12 protein-coding genes are annotated in these 15,208 nt (G+C 65.4%); 6 read left to right on the top strand and 6 right to left on the bottom strand.

What is annotated here, in order from left to right; translation table 11 throughout:
* Positions 1–20: 20 nt before the first annotated feature.
* A complete protein-coding gene (locus FX134_RS12215) occupies positions 21–1,421 on the top strand; it encodes an MATE family efflux transporter (protein ID WP_080802367.1) in 1,401 nt (466 codons plus the stop codon).
* Positions 1,422–1,729: 308 nt separating this feature from the next.
* On the opposite strand, the gene FX134_RS12210 is transcribed toward FX134_RS12215, so the two are convergent.
* Genes FX134_RS12210 through FX134_RS12200 form a run of 3 tightly spaced genes read right to left on the bottom strand, consistent with a single transcriptional unit; the run spans position 1,730 to position 5,465 of the window.
* Positions 1,730–2,875, bottom strand: a complete 1,146-nt coding sequence (locus tag FX134_RS12210) for an agmatine deiminase family protein (RefSeq protein WP_080802365.1) — start codon at positions 2,873–2,875, stop codon at positions 1,730–1,732.
* A gap of 59 nt (positions 2,876–2,934) precedes the next feature.
* Positions 2,935–4,050 carry an ornithine carbamoyltransferase gene (locus FX134_RS12205; RefSeq protein WP_080802363.1) on the bottom strand — a complete coding sequence of 372 codons (1,116 nt, stop codon included), beginning with the start codon at positions 4,048–4,050 and terminating at the stop codon, positions 2,935–2,937.
* A gap of 47 nt (positions 4,051–4,097) precedes the next feature.
* On the bottom strand, positions 4,098–5,465 hold the full coding sequence (locus FX134_RS12200; protein WP_080802362.1) for an APC family permease: 1,368 nt from the start codon (positions 5,463–5,465) through the stop codon (positions 4,098–4,100).
* A gap of 145 nt (positions 5,466–5,610) precedes the next feature.
* Here FX134_RS12200 and FX134_RS12195 point away from each other — a divergent pair, with 145 nt between their 5' ends.
* A complete protein-coding gene (locus FX134_RS12195; RefSeq protein WP_080802359.1) occupies positions 5,611–6,387 on the top strand; it encodes a helix-turn-helix transcriptional regulator in 777 nt (258 codons plus the stop codon).
* A 130-nt stretch (positions 6,388–6,517) separates the two neighbouring features.
* On the opposite strand, the gene aguA is transcribed toward FX134_RS12195, so the two are convergent.
* From aguA to ptcA, 3 genes are all read right to left on the bottom strand, one after another.
* Complete coding sequence (gene aguA, locus FX134_RS12190) at positions 6,518–7,633, bottom strand: agmatine deiminase (protein ID WP_080802357.1); 1,116 nt, start codon at positions 7,631–7,633, stop codon at positions 6,518–6,520.
* A gap of 180 nt (positions 7,634–7,813) precedes the next feature.
* Positions 7,814–9,322, bottom strand: a complete 1,509-nt coding sequence (locus FX134_RS12185; protein ID WP_080802354.1) for an APC family permease — start codon at positions 9,320–9,322, stop codon at positions 7,814–7,816.
* Positions 9,323–9,444: 122 nt separating this feature from the next.
* Positions 9,445–10,470: a putrescine carbamoyltransferase gene (gene ptcA / locus FX134_RS12180; RefSeq protein WP_080802352.1), complete on the bottom strand. Its 1,026-nt coding sequence runs from the start codon at positions 10,468–10,470 to the stop codon at positions 9,445–9,447.
* 287 nt (positions 10,471–10,757) lie between these two features.
* Between ptcA and FX134_RS12175 the strand changes: the two genes are divergently transcribed.
* The 4 genes from FX134_RS12175 to FX134_RS12160 all read left to right on the top strand — a co-directional run bounded on the left by FX134_RS12175 (position 10,758) and on the right by FX134_RS12160 (position 15,124).
* Positions 10,758–11,942 carry an ATP-binding protein gene (locus FX134_RS12175; RefSeq protein ID WP_080802350.1) on the top strand — a complete coding sequence of 395 codons (1,185 nt, stop codon included), beginning with the start codon at positions 10,758–10,760 and terminating at the stop codon, positions 11,940–11,942.
* Between the two features lie 148 nt (positions 11,943–12,090).
* Positions 12,091–12,750 (top strand): GNAT family N-acetyltransferase, encoded by a 660-nt coding sequence (locus FX134_RS12170; protein WP_080802347.1) that lies wholly within the window; start codon positions 12,091–12,093, stop codon positions 12,748–12,750.
* A gap of 9 nt (positions 12,751–12,759) precedes the next feature.
* Positions 12,760–13,566, top strand: coding sequence for a MerR family transcriptional regulator (locus tag FX134_RS12165; RefSeq protein ID WP_080802344.1), 807 nt, complete (start codon positions 12,760–12,762; stop codon positions 13,564–13,566).
* Positions 13,567–13,822: 256 nt separating this feature from the next.
* Positions 13,823–15,124 (top strand): MFS transporter, encoded by a 1,302-nt coding sequence (locus tag FX134_RS12160; RefSeq protein ID WP_080802341.1) that lies wholly within the window; start codon positions 13,823–13,825, stop codon positions 15,122–15,124.
* The last annotated feature ends 84 nt before the right edge of the window (positions 15,125–15,208 follow it).

Below are 15,208 nucleotides of genomic sequence, written 5' to 3'. Positions count from 1 at the left end.
GAGGCGAGGAGGCCGACGGCATGGACGAGCTGCTCATCGAACCGGAACCGACCGAACGCGAGCTGGGAACCGCCCCCATCAAACCGCTCTTCGCCCGCTACGCGGCCATCACCTTCGCGGGCATGCTGGCGCAGATGGTGATGGTGGTGCTTGAGGGGCTCATCATCGGCAACGGCTTGGGACCGCTCGGGCTGGCGGCCGTCACCGTCATCCTGCCGCTCGAGCTTTTGAACCTGGCGCTCGGCGGCGCGCTCGGCATGGGCACAGCGGCCGTCGCCGGGCAGCGCCTCGGCGCGGGCGACGCGGCGGGCGCGCAGAAGGCGTTCAACCAGGGCTTTTGGCTCTCGACGTACGTGCTGGTGGCGCTCTCGGCGGCCATCGCGCTCTTCGCTCCGCAGATAGCGACGCTCCTGGGCGCCACGGCCGACATCCACGATCAGGTGGTCGGCTTCATCCGGCTGCTCATGTGCTTCTACCCGTTCTGCACGCTCGGCCAGCTGCTGTGCGCGCTGCTGCGCACCGACGAGAAGCCCTCGCTGTCGTCGGCCCTGGCCATCATCGCGTCGGCCGTGTCGCTTCTGTGGCTGTACCTGTGCGTGTACGTGCTGCAGCTCGGGTTCGCCGCGGCGGGTGCCTACTACGGCATGAGCACGGGGCTGTGGTTCTTCGCCATCCTGTACTTCCAGTTCAGCAAGAAGTCGGCCTTCAAGGTGAGGCTCCACGGCATGAAGCTGGACCTGCGGCTGTGCCGCGACATCCTGTGGCAGGGCCTGCCGCTGTTCCTCGTGCAGGCCGCGAGCCTCGTGTACACCATCGTCATCAACAACTACCTGGGCTCGCTCGGTGGCGACGGCGACCTGGCGGCGTTCTCCGTCATCAACGGCTACGTCATCTACCTTCTGGACATGCTGTGCCTGAGCGCCACGTACGGCCTGCAGCCCATCGCCAGCTACAACTGCGGCGCGCGGCGCTTCGACCGCCTGCGCGAGCTGGTGAAGGTGAGCCTGGGCGGCACGGTGGCCGTCATGGCGGCGGTGTGCGCGCTGGTCATCGTGTTCGCGGTCCCCATCTCGGCGTTCTTCATCGGCGGGGACGACGCGGGGCTCGTGGAGCTCACGGCGTCGCACTTCCTGCCGCTGCTCGTGTGCGCGCCGCTCGGCTTCATGGCACAGGTGGCCTCGGCGTACTTCCAGGCCGTCGGCCGCGAGCGCGCCTCCATCGTGCTGGGCGTGTGCCGCTACCTCATCTTCGCCATCCCGCTCATCGTGGTGATGGCCGCCGCGTTCGGCCTCACGGGCGTGTGGTGGTCGCAGCCGCCCGCGGACTTCCTGGCCGCCGCCCTGGCCATGGCCCTCGCCTTCCGCGAGACCCGCCGCCTCAAGCGCGCGCAGGCGGAGGAGGTTGCCGCCGCGCCAGCTTAACAATGATCGGCGGCATCATGGACAAAATCGGCCTTCGGGACTGATTTTCCGCTCGAAACCCCTGGGCCGGCTTGTTGCGACCAGGGGTTTCTTCGTTCTTCAGCGGCATCTCCGCGGGAAAATCAGTCCCGAAGGCCGATTTTGTCCATGAGCTTCAACTGCCCCGCGCCGCGGGACGCATCTTCGCTCCAAAAACACGCCTCAGCGCACGAGGCGTGTTTTTGGAGCGAAGATCGGGGGGGATGGGCGGAACGCGGCACGAAGGGGCCGCGACGCACGTCGGCACCGCGGCCCGTCCATCGCGGCGGCTACCCCGCGCTCGGGACCTGCTGGGTGATGCAGTGCACCGACCCGCCGCCCAGCGCGATGGCGTGCGCCGGCACCGGGATGACGCGGTAGCGGTCGCCGACGATCTCGCGCATGCGCGCCGCGGCCTCCTCGTCGGTGTCCAGGTCGTACACCGGGAAGATGATCGCGCCGTTCGTGATGAGGAAGTTCGCGTAGCTCGGCACGGCGAAGTCGCCCTCGCAGCGCCACGTGCCGTCGGGATCCTCCGCCATGCCCTGGGCAGGCGCCAGGTTCTCGGCCTCCTCCTTCGAGAAGCGGAAGGGGTTCGCCGCGGTCAGCTTGTGCACGGTGAGCGGGCGGCCCTGCGCGTCGGTCTGACCGCACAGCGTCTCGTAGCACTCCTTGAACACCTCGTAGTACTCGTTGTCCTCGTCCTCGGCGTAGCAGCACACCACCTCGGCGGGCCCGATGAACGCGCACACGTCGTCCACGTGGCCGTCGGTCTCGCCGTCCTCGCAATCCACGCCCGAGCGCAGCCAGATGACCTTCTGGAAGCCCAGGTAGTCGCGCAGCATGCCCTCGATCTCCTCGCGGGAGAGGTCGGGGTTGCGGTTGGGGTTCAAAAGGCAGCTCTCCGTGGTGATGACCGTGCCCTCGCCGTCGGTGGTGATGGAGCCGCCCTCCAGCACGAACGGCGTGCGGTAGCGATCGTGCCCGGTGGCCTGCAGCATCTTGCGCGCCACCAGGTCGTCCGCGCCGTAGTCGAGCATGCAGCCGTGACAACCGCGCTGCTCGCCGCCCCAGGAGTTGAACTTGAAGTCCACGCCGCGCACCTCGCCCGTGGCGCGGTTCTTCACGTAGATGGCGCCGGTGTCGCGCGCCCAGCAGTCGTTCGAGGACATCTCGTACAGCGTCACGTCCATGTCGGAGAACAGGTCCTCCGCCACCAGGAAGGTGCGCGCGCTCGCCGCCAGGTTCACGTGCGTGCCGGCCTCGTTGATGGCCCGCACGATCTTGCGCTGCGAGGCGCGGGCGGGGAAGCCCCCGTTGTACCAGCTGGTCAGATCCTCGGCCAGGACGAGCCACACGCCGTCCTGCGGCTCGTACTCGGCCGGCATGACGAAGCCGTCTTCGAGGGGGAGCGTCTCCAAAAGTTGTGAGGTCATGATTCGTTCCGTCCGGCGCGCCGGACTTCTCCTTTCTGCGCGAAGCGAAACAAAGCCGGTTAGCAGTGGGTGTAGTCGGAGCCGTGGCGCTTGCGCATCGCCTTGATGGCGTCGACGATCGCCTGCTCCCCGTCGGTGCCGTAGACGGGCGCGTAACCGTCGACGTCGCCCATGAGGTAGGCCAGAAGCCCGCGCTGGGTGTGCAGCCGGTTCTCGGCCTGCTTCCACAGAAGCGAGCCCTCGAAGTCCATGGCGTAGTCGGTCATCTCCTTGCCGCGCAGCGCCGGCAGGTAATGCATGGTCTTCGCGCCCGGGCAGTGCGCCAGCAGCTCCTCGCTCACCTGGAAGCCCTTCTCCACGAACGCGCGCTGGAAGTATTCGAACTCGCTTTCGGACTCCATGCCCTCGTAGCAGAAGCAGCCGGTGTACACGAAGTCGGCGTCCCGCACGGCCTCGGCGGGGTCGTGCGTCTCGATGATGCGCCCGCCGCCCTCCTCGCAGGCTTGGGCGCGCTGGCGACGCGTGAGCTCCAGAAGCTCGGGCGTGTTGGCGGGCTCGTTCACGTTGTACTCCTCGTCGAACGCATGGCCCTCGGGCGTGCCGAGCGCCACGGTGGCCCCGAAGCGCGGCAGGAGCTTCGCCAGGTCGCCTGCGCTCGACTCGTTGAGGTCGTCGGTGCCGATGAATGCTAGCTTGACGTCTTTGAGCTCTTTGCCCTCGGGAAGGTTCTCGATGATGGTGGTGAGGTCGCAGAGGGTCTGCGTGGGGTGGTGCATGTAGTCCATCATGTTGAACACCGGCACCGAACAGTTCGCGGCGAACTCGCCTATCTCGGCGAGGTCCTGCCAGCGGATGGCGACGCCCTCCACCATGCTGGACACCACGCGCGCCGTGTCGCCCACGGTCTCGCGCTTGCCCAGGTGGAGCTCGCCGTGCTCGCCGCCGGTGAGGTAGAGTGCGAATCCGCCGAGCTGCTGCGTCGCCACCTCGAACGAGACGCGGGTGCGGGTGGAGTTGCCGTTGAAGATCATCGCGAGCGACTGGTCGGCCAAAAGCTTCGGCACCTGGCGCTTGCGCGCCGCATCCTTGAGCTGGCGGATGAGGTCCACCATATCGAGCAGCTCGTCGGTCGAGTAGTCCCAGCAGTCCATGAAATTCTTCGTGCGGTCGGTCATCGGTCGTTCCTTTCTTTCGCTTCAGCTTTCGTATGGGGGCCGTTCCGTCACTCCTCCGAAGGGGCCTTGTCCTTGAACATCTTGGGGAACACGAAGTACATCGCGCAGCCCACCAGGATGCACGCGCCTCCGGCCGCCAGGCTCACGAGGTCGGTCGTGACGATGGCGTAGAGGGCCAGCAGGATGGGCACCGCCCCCAGCGCGGCGAACGCCTTGTTGCCCAGCTTGAGGCGGAACGCGTCGCCCCAGTCGCGGCCGGCGTCGCGGAAGCGCAGCACGATGCCGCTCAGGAGGATCAAGACGATAGGCACGAGCAGCAGGATCACGTCGATGATGATGAGATCGGCGAACGATCCGTAGCTCAGGATGCCGGTGATGACGGCCACCGCGATGATGGCGACGTAGGGCGTGTTGTACTTCTTGCTCACCTTCTCGAAACCCTTGAAGAACAGCTTGTCCTCGGCCATGTCGGCCGCGACGCGCGCGCCGAAGCCCACGTAGCTGCCGTAGAGCCCCAGGTTGCCGATGAACCCGGCCACCAGGAACAGCACCATGAGGAAGTTGCCGCCCACGAGGAAGCCCATCTCGACGAAGCTGATGGGGCCCGACGACGACCAGTCCTGCCAGTTGCCCGTCACGGCGAGGCCCATGAACGTGGGCAGGATGTAGGTGATGGCGGCGATGGGCACGGCCCACATGAACGCCTTCGAGATGAGCGGGCCGGCGCCCTCCACCTCGTCGCTGAACGAGTGGATGGACTCATAGCCCATGAACATCCACAGTCCTATCATGAGCGCCGTGTTGATGTCGCCCAGCTCGCCGGGCAGGCCGGCGTCGGCATTGGCGAAGACGGGCACGAAGGGATTGTGCGTCATCTGCGGGATGGCGAAGATCACCGTGAGCACGAACGGCAGCAGGATCATGATGGCCGAGATAGTGGACGAGAACGTGAGCGCCTCGATGCCGCGCAGGTTGAGGATGCAGAACGCCACGACGAACACCAGGCCCAAGAGCCAGCGCTGCTCGGGCGTCAGCATGATGCCGAACGCGATGTTGAGCGCGGCGTTCAGATACTCGATGGAGAGCACCAGGTACACGGCCGTGTCGACGAAGTTCGCCAACGTCATCGACCACCCGGACACGAACGCGGGGAACTTGCCCAGCGCGCGCCTCACCCAGCCGTAGAAGCCGGATTCCTCGGTGTACTTCGCGCCGAGCTCCGTGCAGATGAGCCCGTAGGGATAGGCCCAGATGACCGGGAGGATCAACAGGATGATCAGCGAGATGCCCGGCCCCGCCCCGCCGATCATGTCCTCAAGACCCCAGCTTCCTCCCGATATGAACATGTACATGAGGAAGATCACCGGAAGAAGCCTGATCTTCTTTTTCTTCGGCACTGCTGCCACATCGTCCATACTCCCACCTCTCTTCGATAGCGTCCAAGGCTTTCAACGTGGTGAGACTATAGAGCGCGCCTGCTACTTCCTACCATTACGCGGATGTATGATTTATACTGCTACTCCGATCGAAGTAGATTAGATCACCGAGAAAAGAGCCGCCATGTTCGACGCCATCGCCGCATCCGAGTGGGCCCGCCTGAATGAGATCGTGAAGACCATCTACACGACCAGGCTCGATGCGCTCCTGCCCGCGTTCGTCGAGCAGGCGAAGGAGCTCATCGGCTGCTCGCATTCCATGCACCACTGCTCGATCATGGTGAACGGGTCGCTCGACGCATTCGACTACGCCAGCATCGACCTGCCGCGGAAGGCCCTCGAGGAGTACCAGAACGAGTACGAATCGATCGACTACATCAACTGGTTCGCCGACGAGCCGTCGCCGCGCGTGTTCCGCGACACCGACCTCGTGCCCAACGACTTCCGCGAGAACTCCGAGTTCATGCTGAAGTGGATGGAGCCCTACGGCCTGTTCTACTCCGTCGGGATGACCATCGCGTCGAACGGCAACCCCTACGCGAACGTGTACCTGTTCCGCTCGCGCGAGGAGGGGGATTTCACGCCGAAGGACGTTGAGCTGCTCACCGTGCTCAACGAGCACCTGTGCCTGCGGTTCGGACGCGAGCTGCCGCACGGACACGCGGACAAGCTGGTGGCGGGCGCGTCCGACCCCATCGCGCGCAAGTACCGCCTCACGCAGAAGGAAAGCGACGTGTTGGCCTGCATCGCCGAGGGGCGGCTGCGCTCCACCATCCCCGAGCACCTGTTCATCTCCGAGAACACCTTCAAGAAGCACCTGGCCAACATCTACAAGAAGACGGGCCTCGCGCGCTACGAGGACCTCGTGCTGCTCGTCAGCCGGGACGCGGCTTCGATATGAAGGCTGCGCTCCCCGTCGCGGACGCATCTTCGCTCCAAAAACACGCCTCGTGCGCTGAGGCGTGTTTTTGGAGCGAAGATCGGGGAGACGGGCGGGCCCCGGCGTGCTGTGCGCCGGGGCCCGGTGACGCCTACGCGCGGGCGGGTTCCTGCTGGGTGATGCAGTGGATGTTGCCGCCGCCGTAGGCGACCTCGCGGGTGGAGACGCCCACGACCTCGCGGTCGGGGAACATCTCTCGCACCTGTTCGAGGGCGCGTTCGTCGTACTCGTCGTCGTACTGCGGCACGATGACGCCGCCGTTGACGATGAGGAAGTTCATGTAGCTGGCGATGGCGTAGTCCTCGGTCGTGCGGGGCAGCGTGCCCTCCACCACGTCGACGGCGTCCACCTCCTCCTGCGTCATGAACGTGAGCTCCTTGGGCATGACCAGCTTGTGCACCTTGAGCTGGCGGCCCTTCGCGTCGGTGGCGTTCGACAGCGTGTTGTAGGCGGCGCGGGCGGCCTCGTAGAAGGGGCTCTGTTCGTCGTCGGTCCAGATGCAAGCCACCTCGCCGGGCGCCACGAAGCACGCCACGTCGTCGATGTGGCCGTTCGTCTCGTCGGGGTCGATGCCGTCCTTGATCCAGATGACTTTCTCCACGTTCAGGTACTCGCGCAGGTAGCCCTCGATGTCCTCCTTGGTCAGCTCCGGGTTGCGGCCGGGCGACAGGAGGCACATCTCGGTGGTGATGACCGTGCCCTCGCCGTCCACGTGGATGGAGCCGCCCTCGAGCACGAACGTGTCGGGGCGGTAGCGGTCGGCGCGCGCCAGGTCGGCCACCTTCATGCCGATGAGCGCGTCCTGGTCCCAGGGGAAGTACAGGCCGTCGTACAGCCCGCCCCAGGCGTTGAAGTGCCAGTGCACCGCGCGCACGTCGCCCTCGTCGTTCACCACGAACGTGGGGCCGCAGTCGCGGATCCACGCGTCGTCGGACTCCATCTCGATGACCAGGACATTCTCGTCCTCGGACATCTCGAAGCGCGCGGCCTCGTAGTCCTCCGGCTTCGCGCCAATGATCACGGGCTCGAACTTCGCGATGGCGCGCGCCACGTTGGCGTAGGCCTTCTGCGCGGGCTTCGCGCCGTCACGCCAGTTGTCGGGGCGGTGCGGCCACAGCATCCAGATGCGCTTCTGCGGCTCGAACTCGCCCGGCATGCGGTAGCCGTCGGCGCGCGGGGTGGACTGCTCTTCGTAAATGGTTTCCATGGATGGGTCCTTTCTCGTAGTTTGTCATCCTGAGCGACCGAAGGGTGGCGCGACGCGAAGCTAGTCCCTTTAGGGAAAGGATCCCGTTTGGCGCCAGCCGAAAACGTCACTGCTCGCGCCGCACGGGATCCTTCGACTCCGGCGGCTTCGCCGCCTCCGCTCAGGATGACAGAGGGGCGTCTACACCAAATCCCTCGGCTCGCGGCCGATGAGCTCGGACTCCTCGATCTCGATGCGCTCGGATTCGGGCATCTCCTCGTAGCCGTGCGCGATGTCGAAGGCGTGCGGGTCGCCATGGCTTCCCATGCCGCCGTAGTCGTCCTTGCGACCGCGCGACGACCACACGCGCACGATCTCGCCGAGGATGACGAACGCGATCACGCCGATGAGCATGGGGATCTTGCCCATCTCCTCCTCCGAGCCGTTGAGCGGCACGATGGTGGCGATGATGGCCAGCACGAGCAGCACCACGGGCAGCCACGCCACCACGAGCGCGACGCCCCGGCCGCCCGGCACGCGGAACACGCGCTTGGCGTTCGGGTCGACACGGCGCAGCTTCAGAAACGCCGGGAACATGGGTATGTAGCTGATCAGCAGAAACACGATGTTCATGCTGAAGAAGATCCAGAAGAACCCGTCGAGCCCCGCCATCTCCATGACCGGCGACAGCAGCACGAGCGCGCTCGCCACGATGCCGTTGACGATAGCAGCGCCGGTGGGCATCTGGTTCTTGGCGCTCTCGTGCGCGAACACGCGCGGCATGTTCTTCTTGCGCGCCGCGTGCTCGGCCACGAAGTTCACGCCGAACGACCAGCTGACCATGTTGCCGAACAGCGTGATGAGGAACACCACGGCCACCACGACGAACAGCACGCTGCCGAAGCCCGCCATGATGCCCACGGCGTCCATGATGCCGGAGTCGAGCGAGATGTCGAGCACGGGGATGGCCGCGCCGATTCCGAACGAGCTGAACAGGTACAGCGCCGCGATGGCGATGCCGCCGGCGATGATGGCCTTGGGGATCTCACGCTCAGGATCGCGCATGGAGCCGGCGTAGGTGGTGATCACCTCAAAGCCCATGAAGTTGAACAGGATGATGGACAGATACGTCAGGCTGTTCGTATCGAGCGCCGGCAGGAACGTCTCGGGCGCCATGTCGTTGGCGAAGCCGAAGTTCACGGCGTACCAGATGCCGAGGCCGCCCACCACGAGCGCGATGCCCACTTTGAGCACGGCCGCCAGGTTGAGGATCCACGCCGAGTCCGACACCTTCGAGAAGCTGAGGAACACGACGATCCAGATGAACGCGAGCTCGATGGCGAGCGACGGCAGTAGCCCCAGCTCGAAGCCCGTGATCATGGCGATGGTCTCGGGGAACAAGAACGCGAGCGACGCCATCCACAAGGGGAAGTTGATCCAGTAGTACCAGCTCACGCGGCTGCCCCATTTGTCGCCGAACGCGCGGCGCACCCAGTCGTACAGGCCGCCCTCGTCGTCGTAGGTGGTGCCGAGCTCGCTCACCACCAGACCGTACGGCAACAGAAACGCGATGATGAGGAAGATCCACCAGAAGAACTGGGAGTTGCCGATGGCGGCAGCCGGCGCCGCCGCCTCGGCCACGAACACCACCGTGATGACCGACAGAATGGCGTCGATCAACCGGAAGCGCTTTTGCTTGGTTTCATCCATGAGTTCGCTCCTTATCGTCTTGACGTGCCCGTAGGGCGAGGGCTCTGCCCTCGCCGCCAACCCGCAGCGTCGTGCTTGTTGGGCGGCAAGGGCAGAGCCCTTGCCCTACGGTTCAACGCCTGCTACTCCACCGGCTGCTTGCCGAGGCCTTCCAGCAGGTAGTTCAGCTGGTCGCGGGCGTCGCCGGCTTCCTGTTCGTCCACCTGCGCCTGCGGGCAGAACCACGCGAGCAGGCCGCGGATGGAGTGCTTGCGGTTCTCGGCCTCGTCCCAGCAGATGGACTTCGGGCCGTCGATGACCGCGTCCACCACTTCCTCGCCGCGCGAGGCGGGCAGGCAGTGCATGAACTTGGCGTGCGGGGCGGCCATGTCCATGAGCTCGGGCGTGACCTGGTACGTCGGATAGAAGATGGCCATGCGCTCTTCCTTCGACAGCTCCTTGTCGTAGAGGCCGTACCACACGTCGGTGTACACGAAGTCGGCGTCGCGCATCGCTTCCTCGCGGTTGTCGGTGACGGTCACGGTGCCGCCGGACTCCTCGCAGTTCTTGCGGCCGATGGCCAGCAGGTCCTCGCGGATCTGGTGTCCCTCGGGCCCGTACTGCACGAAGTCCATGCCCATCTTCGAGCAGATGAACATCTCGGACACGCACACCTGGGTGGCGTCGCCCACGAACACCGTCTTGCAGTTCTCGATGCGCTTGCCCTCGGGCAGGTGCTCGATCATGGTGAGGAGGTCGCCCATCTCCTGCGTGGGATGGTTGTAGTCGGACATGCCGTTGATCACGGGCACCTGCGAGTATTTCGCCAGCTCGACAAGGTCCTCGTGGCGGTCGACGCGCGCCATGATGACGTCGAGAAGGCGCCCCATCACGCGCGCGGAGTCCTCGATGCTCTCGTGCCCGCCCAGCTGGATGGTGCCGGGCGCGTAGAACTGCGCGTCGCCGCCGAGGTCGGCCATGGCGCCCTCGAACGACAGGCGCGTGCGGGTGGACACCTGCTGGAAGATCATGCCGAGCGCGCGGTGGCGCAGCAGCTCCGGGTAGTAGCCGGCCTTCACGCAGCGCTTGAGCACGCGCGAGAGCTCGATCATGTCGAGCAGCTGGTCCTTGGTGAAATCGTTGGTGTCGAGAAAATCCTTGGCAGTCATCGCGACAGGCCTCCTTCGAGCCGAATGGTTGATACGAACTGGAACGATTCTGCCGGATGACGCTCTGCCCGCCAGGGAGACGTCCCCGTTTGCAACACCGCCGTTGCCGCGCAATCAACCAAACGTTGCACGACCGGCGTTGGCGTGGGCGACGTGAAAACCTCGCAAAACAACGATTTCAACATTTTGCGAGGTTTACCTGTCAAATTGTCAATTTCAACATTTTGCGAGGTTTGAAGCAAAAGCGCGCTATACTTGTCCCATTCGAGCGGGAAAGGAGCCCTGCAATGTTCGAACGCGATTTCGTGAACACCCTCGCCCAACGGCTAGAAGAACCGCGTCGATTCATCCAAATGGTGATGGGCCCGCGCCAAACGGGTAAATCGACGGCCGCCTCGCAAGCTCTCGCCCGCTTCGATTGCCCCATTGTGGAATTCGCTTTCGATCGTCCGCGCGACAGGCGCCTGCGCAAGCTCGAGGAAGTCTGGGGCGATGCCCGAAAAGTGGCGGAATCGCACGGGGTTGCCATCCTCTCCCTTGACGAAGTCCAGAAAATCCCTCAATGGTCGAGCGGGGTGAAGGCGCTTTGGGACGAGGACACGAGGCACGGCCGGAACATCAAAGTCGTCGTCACCGGCTCCTCTTCTCTCATGCTGCAAAGCGGTTTGAGCGAATCGCTTATGGGGAGGTTCGAAGTTATCCGATCCACTCATTGGAATCTCTGGGAATGCATGCAGGCTTTCGGCTATACGCTGGATGATTTCCTGGCTTTCGGCGGGTATCCCGGCGCAGCCGCTTTGACAGGAGACTCCGTCCGATGGTTCGATTACCTGCATGCGGCGATCATCAATCCGACCATCGAGCAAGACATTTTGGAAATGGAGAACGTACGAAAACCAGCGCTGATGAGGGCCCTGTTCGAAGTGGGGGCCGCGTACTCCGGGCAGGAGATCTCCTATCGCAAGATACTCGGCCAGCTCGACGACCAGGGAAACACCGACACCATCGCGCATTACCTCGAACTCCTTTCGACAGCGGGGCTGCTCACCGGCCTGAAAAAATACTCGGACAAGATCCTGACATCTCGAACAAGCTCGCCGCGCATGCTCGTGCACGACACCTCCCTCATGGTGGCCGCATCGGGAACCCAGGGCGAGACGCTCCTCAGCGAACCCGACAAGCGCGGGCATCTTGTCGAAAGCGCAGTGGGCGCCTACCTTTTGCAGCGCGGGGAGAAGGAGCACTTCGAAGTATTCTGGTGGCGCGAGCGCGATGCCGAAGTCGACTTCGTGATCCAGCAGGGACGCAAGCGAACCGCGATAGAAGTGAAGAGCGGCAGGGCGAAAAGCACGAAGGGGCTCGGTGAGTTCGTAAGAGAATATCCGGGCACCTACAGTTTGATCGTCGGATCGGATGCCTATCCCCTTGAGGACTTCCTTCTTGGGAAAATCCCTTTGTTCCAAGACGCTTAGCCTCCGAAAAAACCGGCGCGGCCGGATTGCAGTACGGCCGCGCCTTGGGCAGCAGTATGGAGGCGGTGCGCGGCGCGGCTCGACAGCGGCGGGAAGTCGTGCGAGAATCGAGAGCGAACCGAAAACGAACCGCGACGAAGGAACTCCCATGAACCTGCCCGGCCTCATCACCGTGCGACCCGATCAAACCGACGAGCTGGACGCCCTCGCAGCCATGGTGGGCGCGTGCTTCCGCGAGGAGATGTGGTACGCCACCTGGCTCGACGTTCCCAGCGTCTCCGAGGAGCGCAAGCTGGCCATCACGCAGGCCGTCATCCGCGCCGACTACGCCGTGACGTCCCCTTACGGCTGCGTGTTCACGCTCGATGATCGCGCGGGGGCCGCGAACGTGTTTCTGCGCAGCGAGCTGCCCGAAGGCGGCTGGGAGCGCTTGGAGGAGAAGTCGGCGCGGTGCATGGCCGCCATGCTCACGCCGGAGGAGGAGGCGGTCCTCGGACCGCGCGCCGAGGCGATGGATCCGCTCTCGGACACGAACTGGCCGCTGGCCCTGGCCGGAGACGACGAGGACTTCATCTACTTCATCTCGGCCGGCGTGGACGCGTCCCGTCGCGGCACGGGCGCGTTCCGTCGCCTGTTCACGCCGTTTCTGGACGAGGCCGACCGGCGCGGGCTGCGCTGCTTCCTCGATTGCTATGCCGACCGGCTGGAGGGGCTCTACGGCCACTACGGCTTCCGCACGGTGGAACGCAAGGGCGCGCCCGGGTTCGACCTGGTGGAGCGCCTCATGGTGCGCGAGCCGCGCGTGTAGGGAGGCCCCATGAAGTCAAGCGAGATCGCGAAGATAGCCGGCTGCACCGTGCGCACGCTGCGCCACTACCACGCTATCGGCCTGCTGCCCGAGCCGCCGCGCGGCGAGAACGGCTACCGCGACTACGGTGCCGAGGACCTCGCGCGCGTGCTGCGGGTGAAGCGGCTCGCGTCGCTCGGGTTCTCGCTCGACCGTATCGGCGAGGTGATCGAGCAGATGGACGCAAGCCCGGCCCACTCGGCCGGGGCGGGAGCCGACGATGCCCTCGATGAGCTCGACCGCGAGCTGGCCGCCCAGATCGAGCGCCTGGAAGAGCAGCGCCGCACCATCGCCCAGCTGAAAGCCGAGCGCCTCGACCCCGACCTGCCCGTGCGGTTCGCGCAAGCGGTGCGGACGCTCATCGACTACAAAGAAGGCGCCATCACCAGCGGCGAGCGCGAAGCGCTGCTTATCACGAGCCACCTCTACACCGAGTCCGACACCGCCGAGCTCGAACGCGTGATGGAGAAAATCAACCAACTCGGCTTGTTCGGGGAGATGAAGGCGATGAGCGATCGGTTCGACGCCTTGCCCGCCGACACGCCGCGCGAGGAGCTGGACCTGCTCGTCGAGGAGGCGCTGGATATGATCGGCCCGCTCATCGACTGCTTCAACTCCGCCAACTGGGAAGACGTGACGAATCCGGAAGACATCGAGCTGGAGCGCTATGTCGACGAGCTGATGCGCAAGGGCTTGAACCCCGCCCAGCTCTACGCGGAAGACCGCCTGGAAGCCGAGATGAAAGCCCGCATCCTCGCCCGCCGGAAGGCCGAATAAAACAGGTTGTCATTCTGAGCGCAGCGACCGAAGGGAGCGGAGTCGAAGGATCCCGTGCGGTGCCAGCAGTGACGCTTCCAGCTATCGCCGCGCGGGATCCTTCGACTCCGCGCCTGACGGCGCTTCGCTCAGGATGACAACAGGCTGTTGCGCGCTCAAAGTGACCTCATCCCCACAATTCCGTCACACTCCCCTTGACCCGGACGTTGCGTCGTAGTTTTTACTTCCTTTCTGACGGAACAGAAAGGAACCTCCCATGCACACGAACACGCGCCCGGCCCGCATCGCGCCGCGCTTCCTCGCCTCGAGCATGCTCTCGCTCCTCGGCAACTCCATCGCAGCCGTGGCGCTGCCCCTCGTCCTTTTGGCCACCACCGGCGACGCGCTGGCCGCCGGCACGCTCGCGCTCATCTGCGCCGTCCCCCAGATGGTCATCGGCGTGGTGGGCGGCGCGGCCCTCGATCGCTTCAACCGCCGCGACATCTCCATCCTCTCCGACCTCGTGTCGGCGGCGAGCGTCGCGCTCATCCCCCTCGTCGACCTGCTGTGGGAGCTCAACTTCGGCTGGTTCGTGGCGCTCGGCCTGCTGGGATCCATCGGCGACATCCCCGGCATGACGGCGCGCGACGCCCTGCTGCCGGCCGTGGTCGCCCGTGACAAGGCCGACCTGCAGCGTTTCATGGGTCTCACGCAGTCGCTCGACTCGCTCACCGCCATCGTGGGGCCGGCCGTCGCCGCGTTCCTCATCGGCACGATGGGCGGCGTGCCGTCGCTGTGGTTCACGGCGGCGTTCTCGTTCGCTGCGGCCATAGTCACCTGCACGGTGCCGCGCTCGGTGGGCGCGGAGGGCCTGCGCCGCGCCGACGGCGGCAAAGCGGACGAGCGCAGCGCCATCGCATCCGCGTTCGGCGCCCTGCGCACCGGCGCGCGCGTGCTCTTCCGCACCGACGGCGTGCTCACAGCCTCCACGCTGCTCTCCTTCGGCATCATCATGGTGATGGGATCGTTCCAGGGGCTTGTGCTGCCGGTGCACTTCACCCTGATCGGCCGGCCGGAGCTGCTGGGCTACGTGCTCTCGGCCATGTCGCTCGGGCTCCTGATCAGCTCGCTCGGCTACGCCGCCCTCGCGCCGCGCCTCTCGCGCCGCACGTGGTACCTGCTCTCGCTTACCGGGATGGCGGCGGGCGTCGCGGTGCTCGGCACGCTGCCGGAGCTCCCCGTCATGCTGCTCGGCGCGGTGCTGCTGGGCGTGAGCGCGGGCCCGGCCTCGGCGCTCCTCGGATTCTTCATGCTCGACCGCATCCCCGAGCAGGACCGCGGCAGCGCGCTCGGCACGCAGAACTCCCTCGTGATGCTGGCCGCGCCGGCGGCCGTATTCGTCACCTCGGCCGGCGTGGCGGCCTTCGGCGAGTCGCCCACGGCATACGTCCTGGTGGCGTGCTGGATCGTCATCACCGTGCTCGCCATGGGCGCGAAGGCGATGCGCCGCCTCGACGACGCCGAGCATGCCATCGTCTCGAGCGAGCGAGGCGAGTCGGCCGACCCCGTGCGTCAATAGCAGGAAGCGCCACGGCTGTCGCCAAACGGGATCCTTCGACTCCGCGGCTTCGCCGCTCCGCTCAGGATGACATGATGCGCGGTT

Source organism: Arabiibacter massiliensis, from assembly GCF_902386925.1.
In the GTDB taxonomy this organism is placed as follows: domain Bacteria; phylum Actinomycetota; class Coriobacteriia; order Coriobacteriales; family Eggerthellaceae; genus Arabiibacter; species Arabiibacter massiliensis.
This window is presented reverse-complemented; position numbering and strand designations above follow the sequence as displayed.

Excerpts from the sequence above, each read along its gene's own strand:
- FX134_RS12215 (WP_080802367.1), top strand. The coding sequence starts at position 21 with ATGGACGAGCTGCTCATCGAACCGGAACCGACCGAACGCGAGCTGGGA.
- FX134_RS12210 (WP_080802365.1), bottom strand. The coding sequence starts at position 2,875 with ATGACCTCACAACTTTTGGAGACGCTCCCCCTCGAAGACGGCTTCGTC.
- FX134_RS12205 (WP_080802363.1), bottom strand. The coding sequence starts at position 4,050 with ATGACCGACCGCACGAAGAATTTCATGGACTGCTGGGACTACTCGACC.
- FX134_RS12200 (WP_080802362.1), bottom strand. The coding sequence starts at position 5,465 with ATGGACGATGTGGCAGCAGTGCCGAAGAAAAAGAAGATCAGGCTTCTT.
- FX134_RS12195 (WP_080802359.1), top strand. The coding sequence starts at position 5,611 with ATGTTCGACGCCATCGCCGCATCCGAGTGGGCCCGCCTGAATGAGATC.
- aguA (WP_080802357.1), bottom strand. The coding sequence starts at position 7,633 with ATGGAAACCATTTACGAAGAGCAGTCCACCCCGCGCGCCGACGGCTAC.
- FX134_RS12185 (WP_080802354.1), bottom strand. The coding sequence starts at position 9,322 with ATGGATGAAACCAAGCAAAAGCGCTTCCGGTTGATCGACGCCATTCTG.
- ptcA (WP_080802352.1), bottom strand. The coding sequence starts at position 10,470 with ATGACTGCCAAGGATTTTCTCGACACCAACGATTTCACCAAGGACCAG.
- FX134_RS12175 (WP_080802350.1), top strand. The coding sequence starts at position 10,758 with ATGTTCGAACGCGATTTCGTGAACACCCTCGCCCAACGGCTAGAAGAA.
- FX134_RS12170 (WP_080802347.1), top strand. The coding sequence starts at position 12,091 with ATGAACCTGCCCGGCCTCATCACCGTGCGACCCGATCAAACCGACGAG.
- FX134_RS12165 (WP_080802344.1), top strand. The coding sequence starts at position 12,760 with ATGAAGTCAAGCGAGATCGCGAAGATAGCCGGCTGCACCGTGCGCACG.
- FX134_RS12160 (WP_080802341.1), top strand. The coding sequence starts at position 13,823 with ATGCACACGAACACGCGCCCGGCCCGCATCGCGCCGCGCTTCCTCGCC.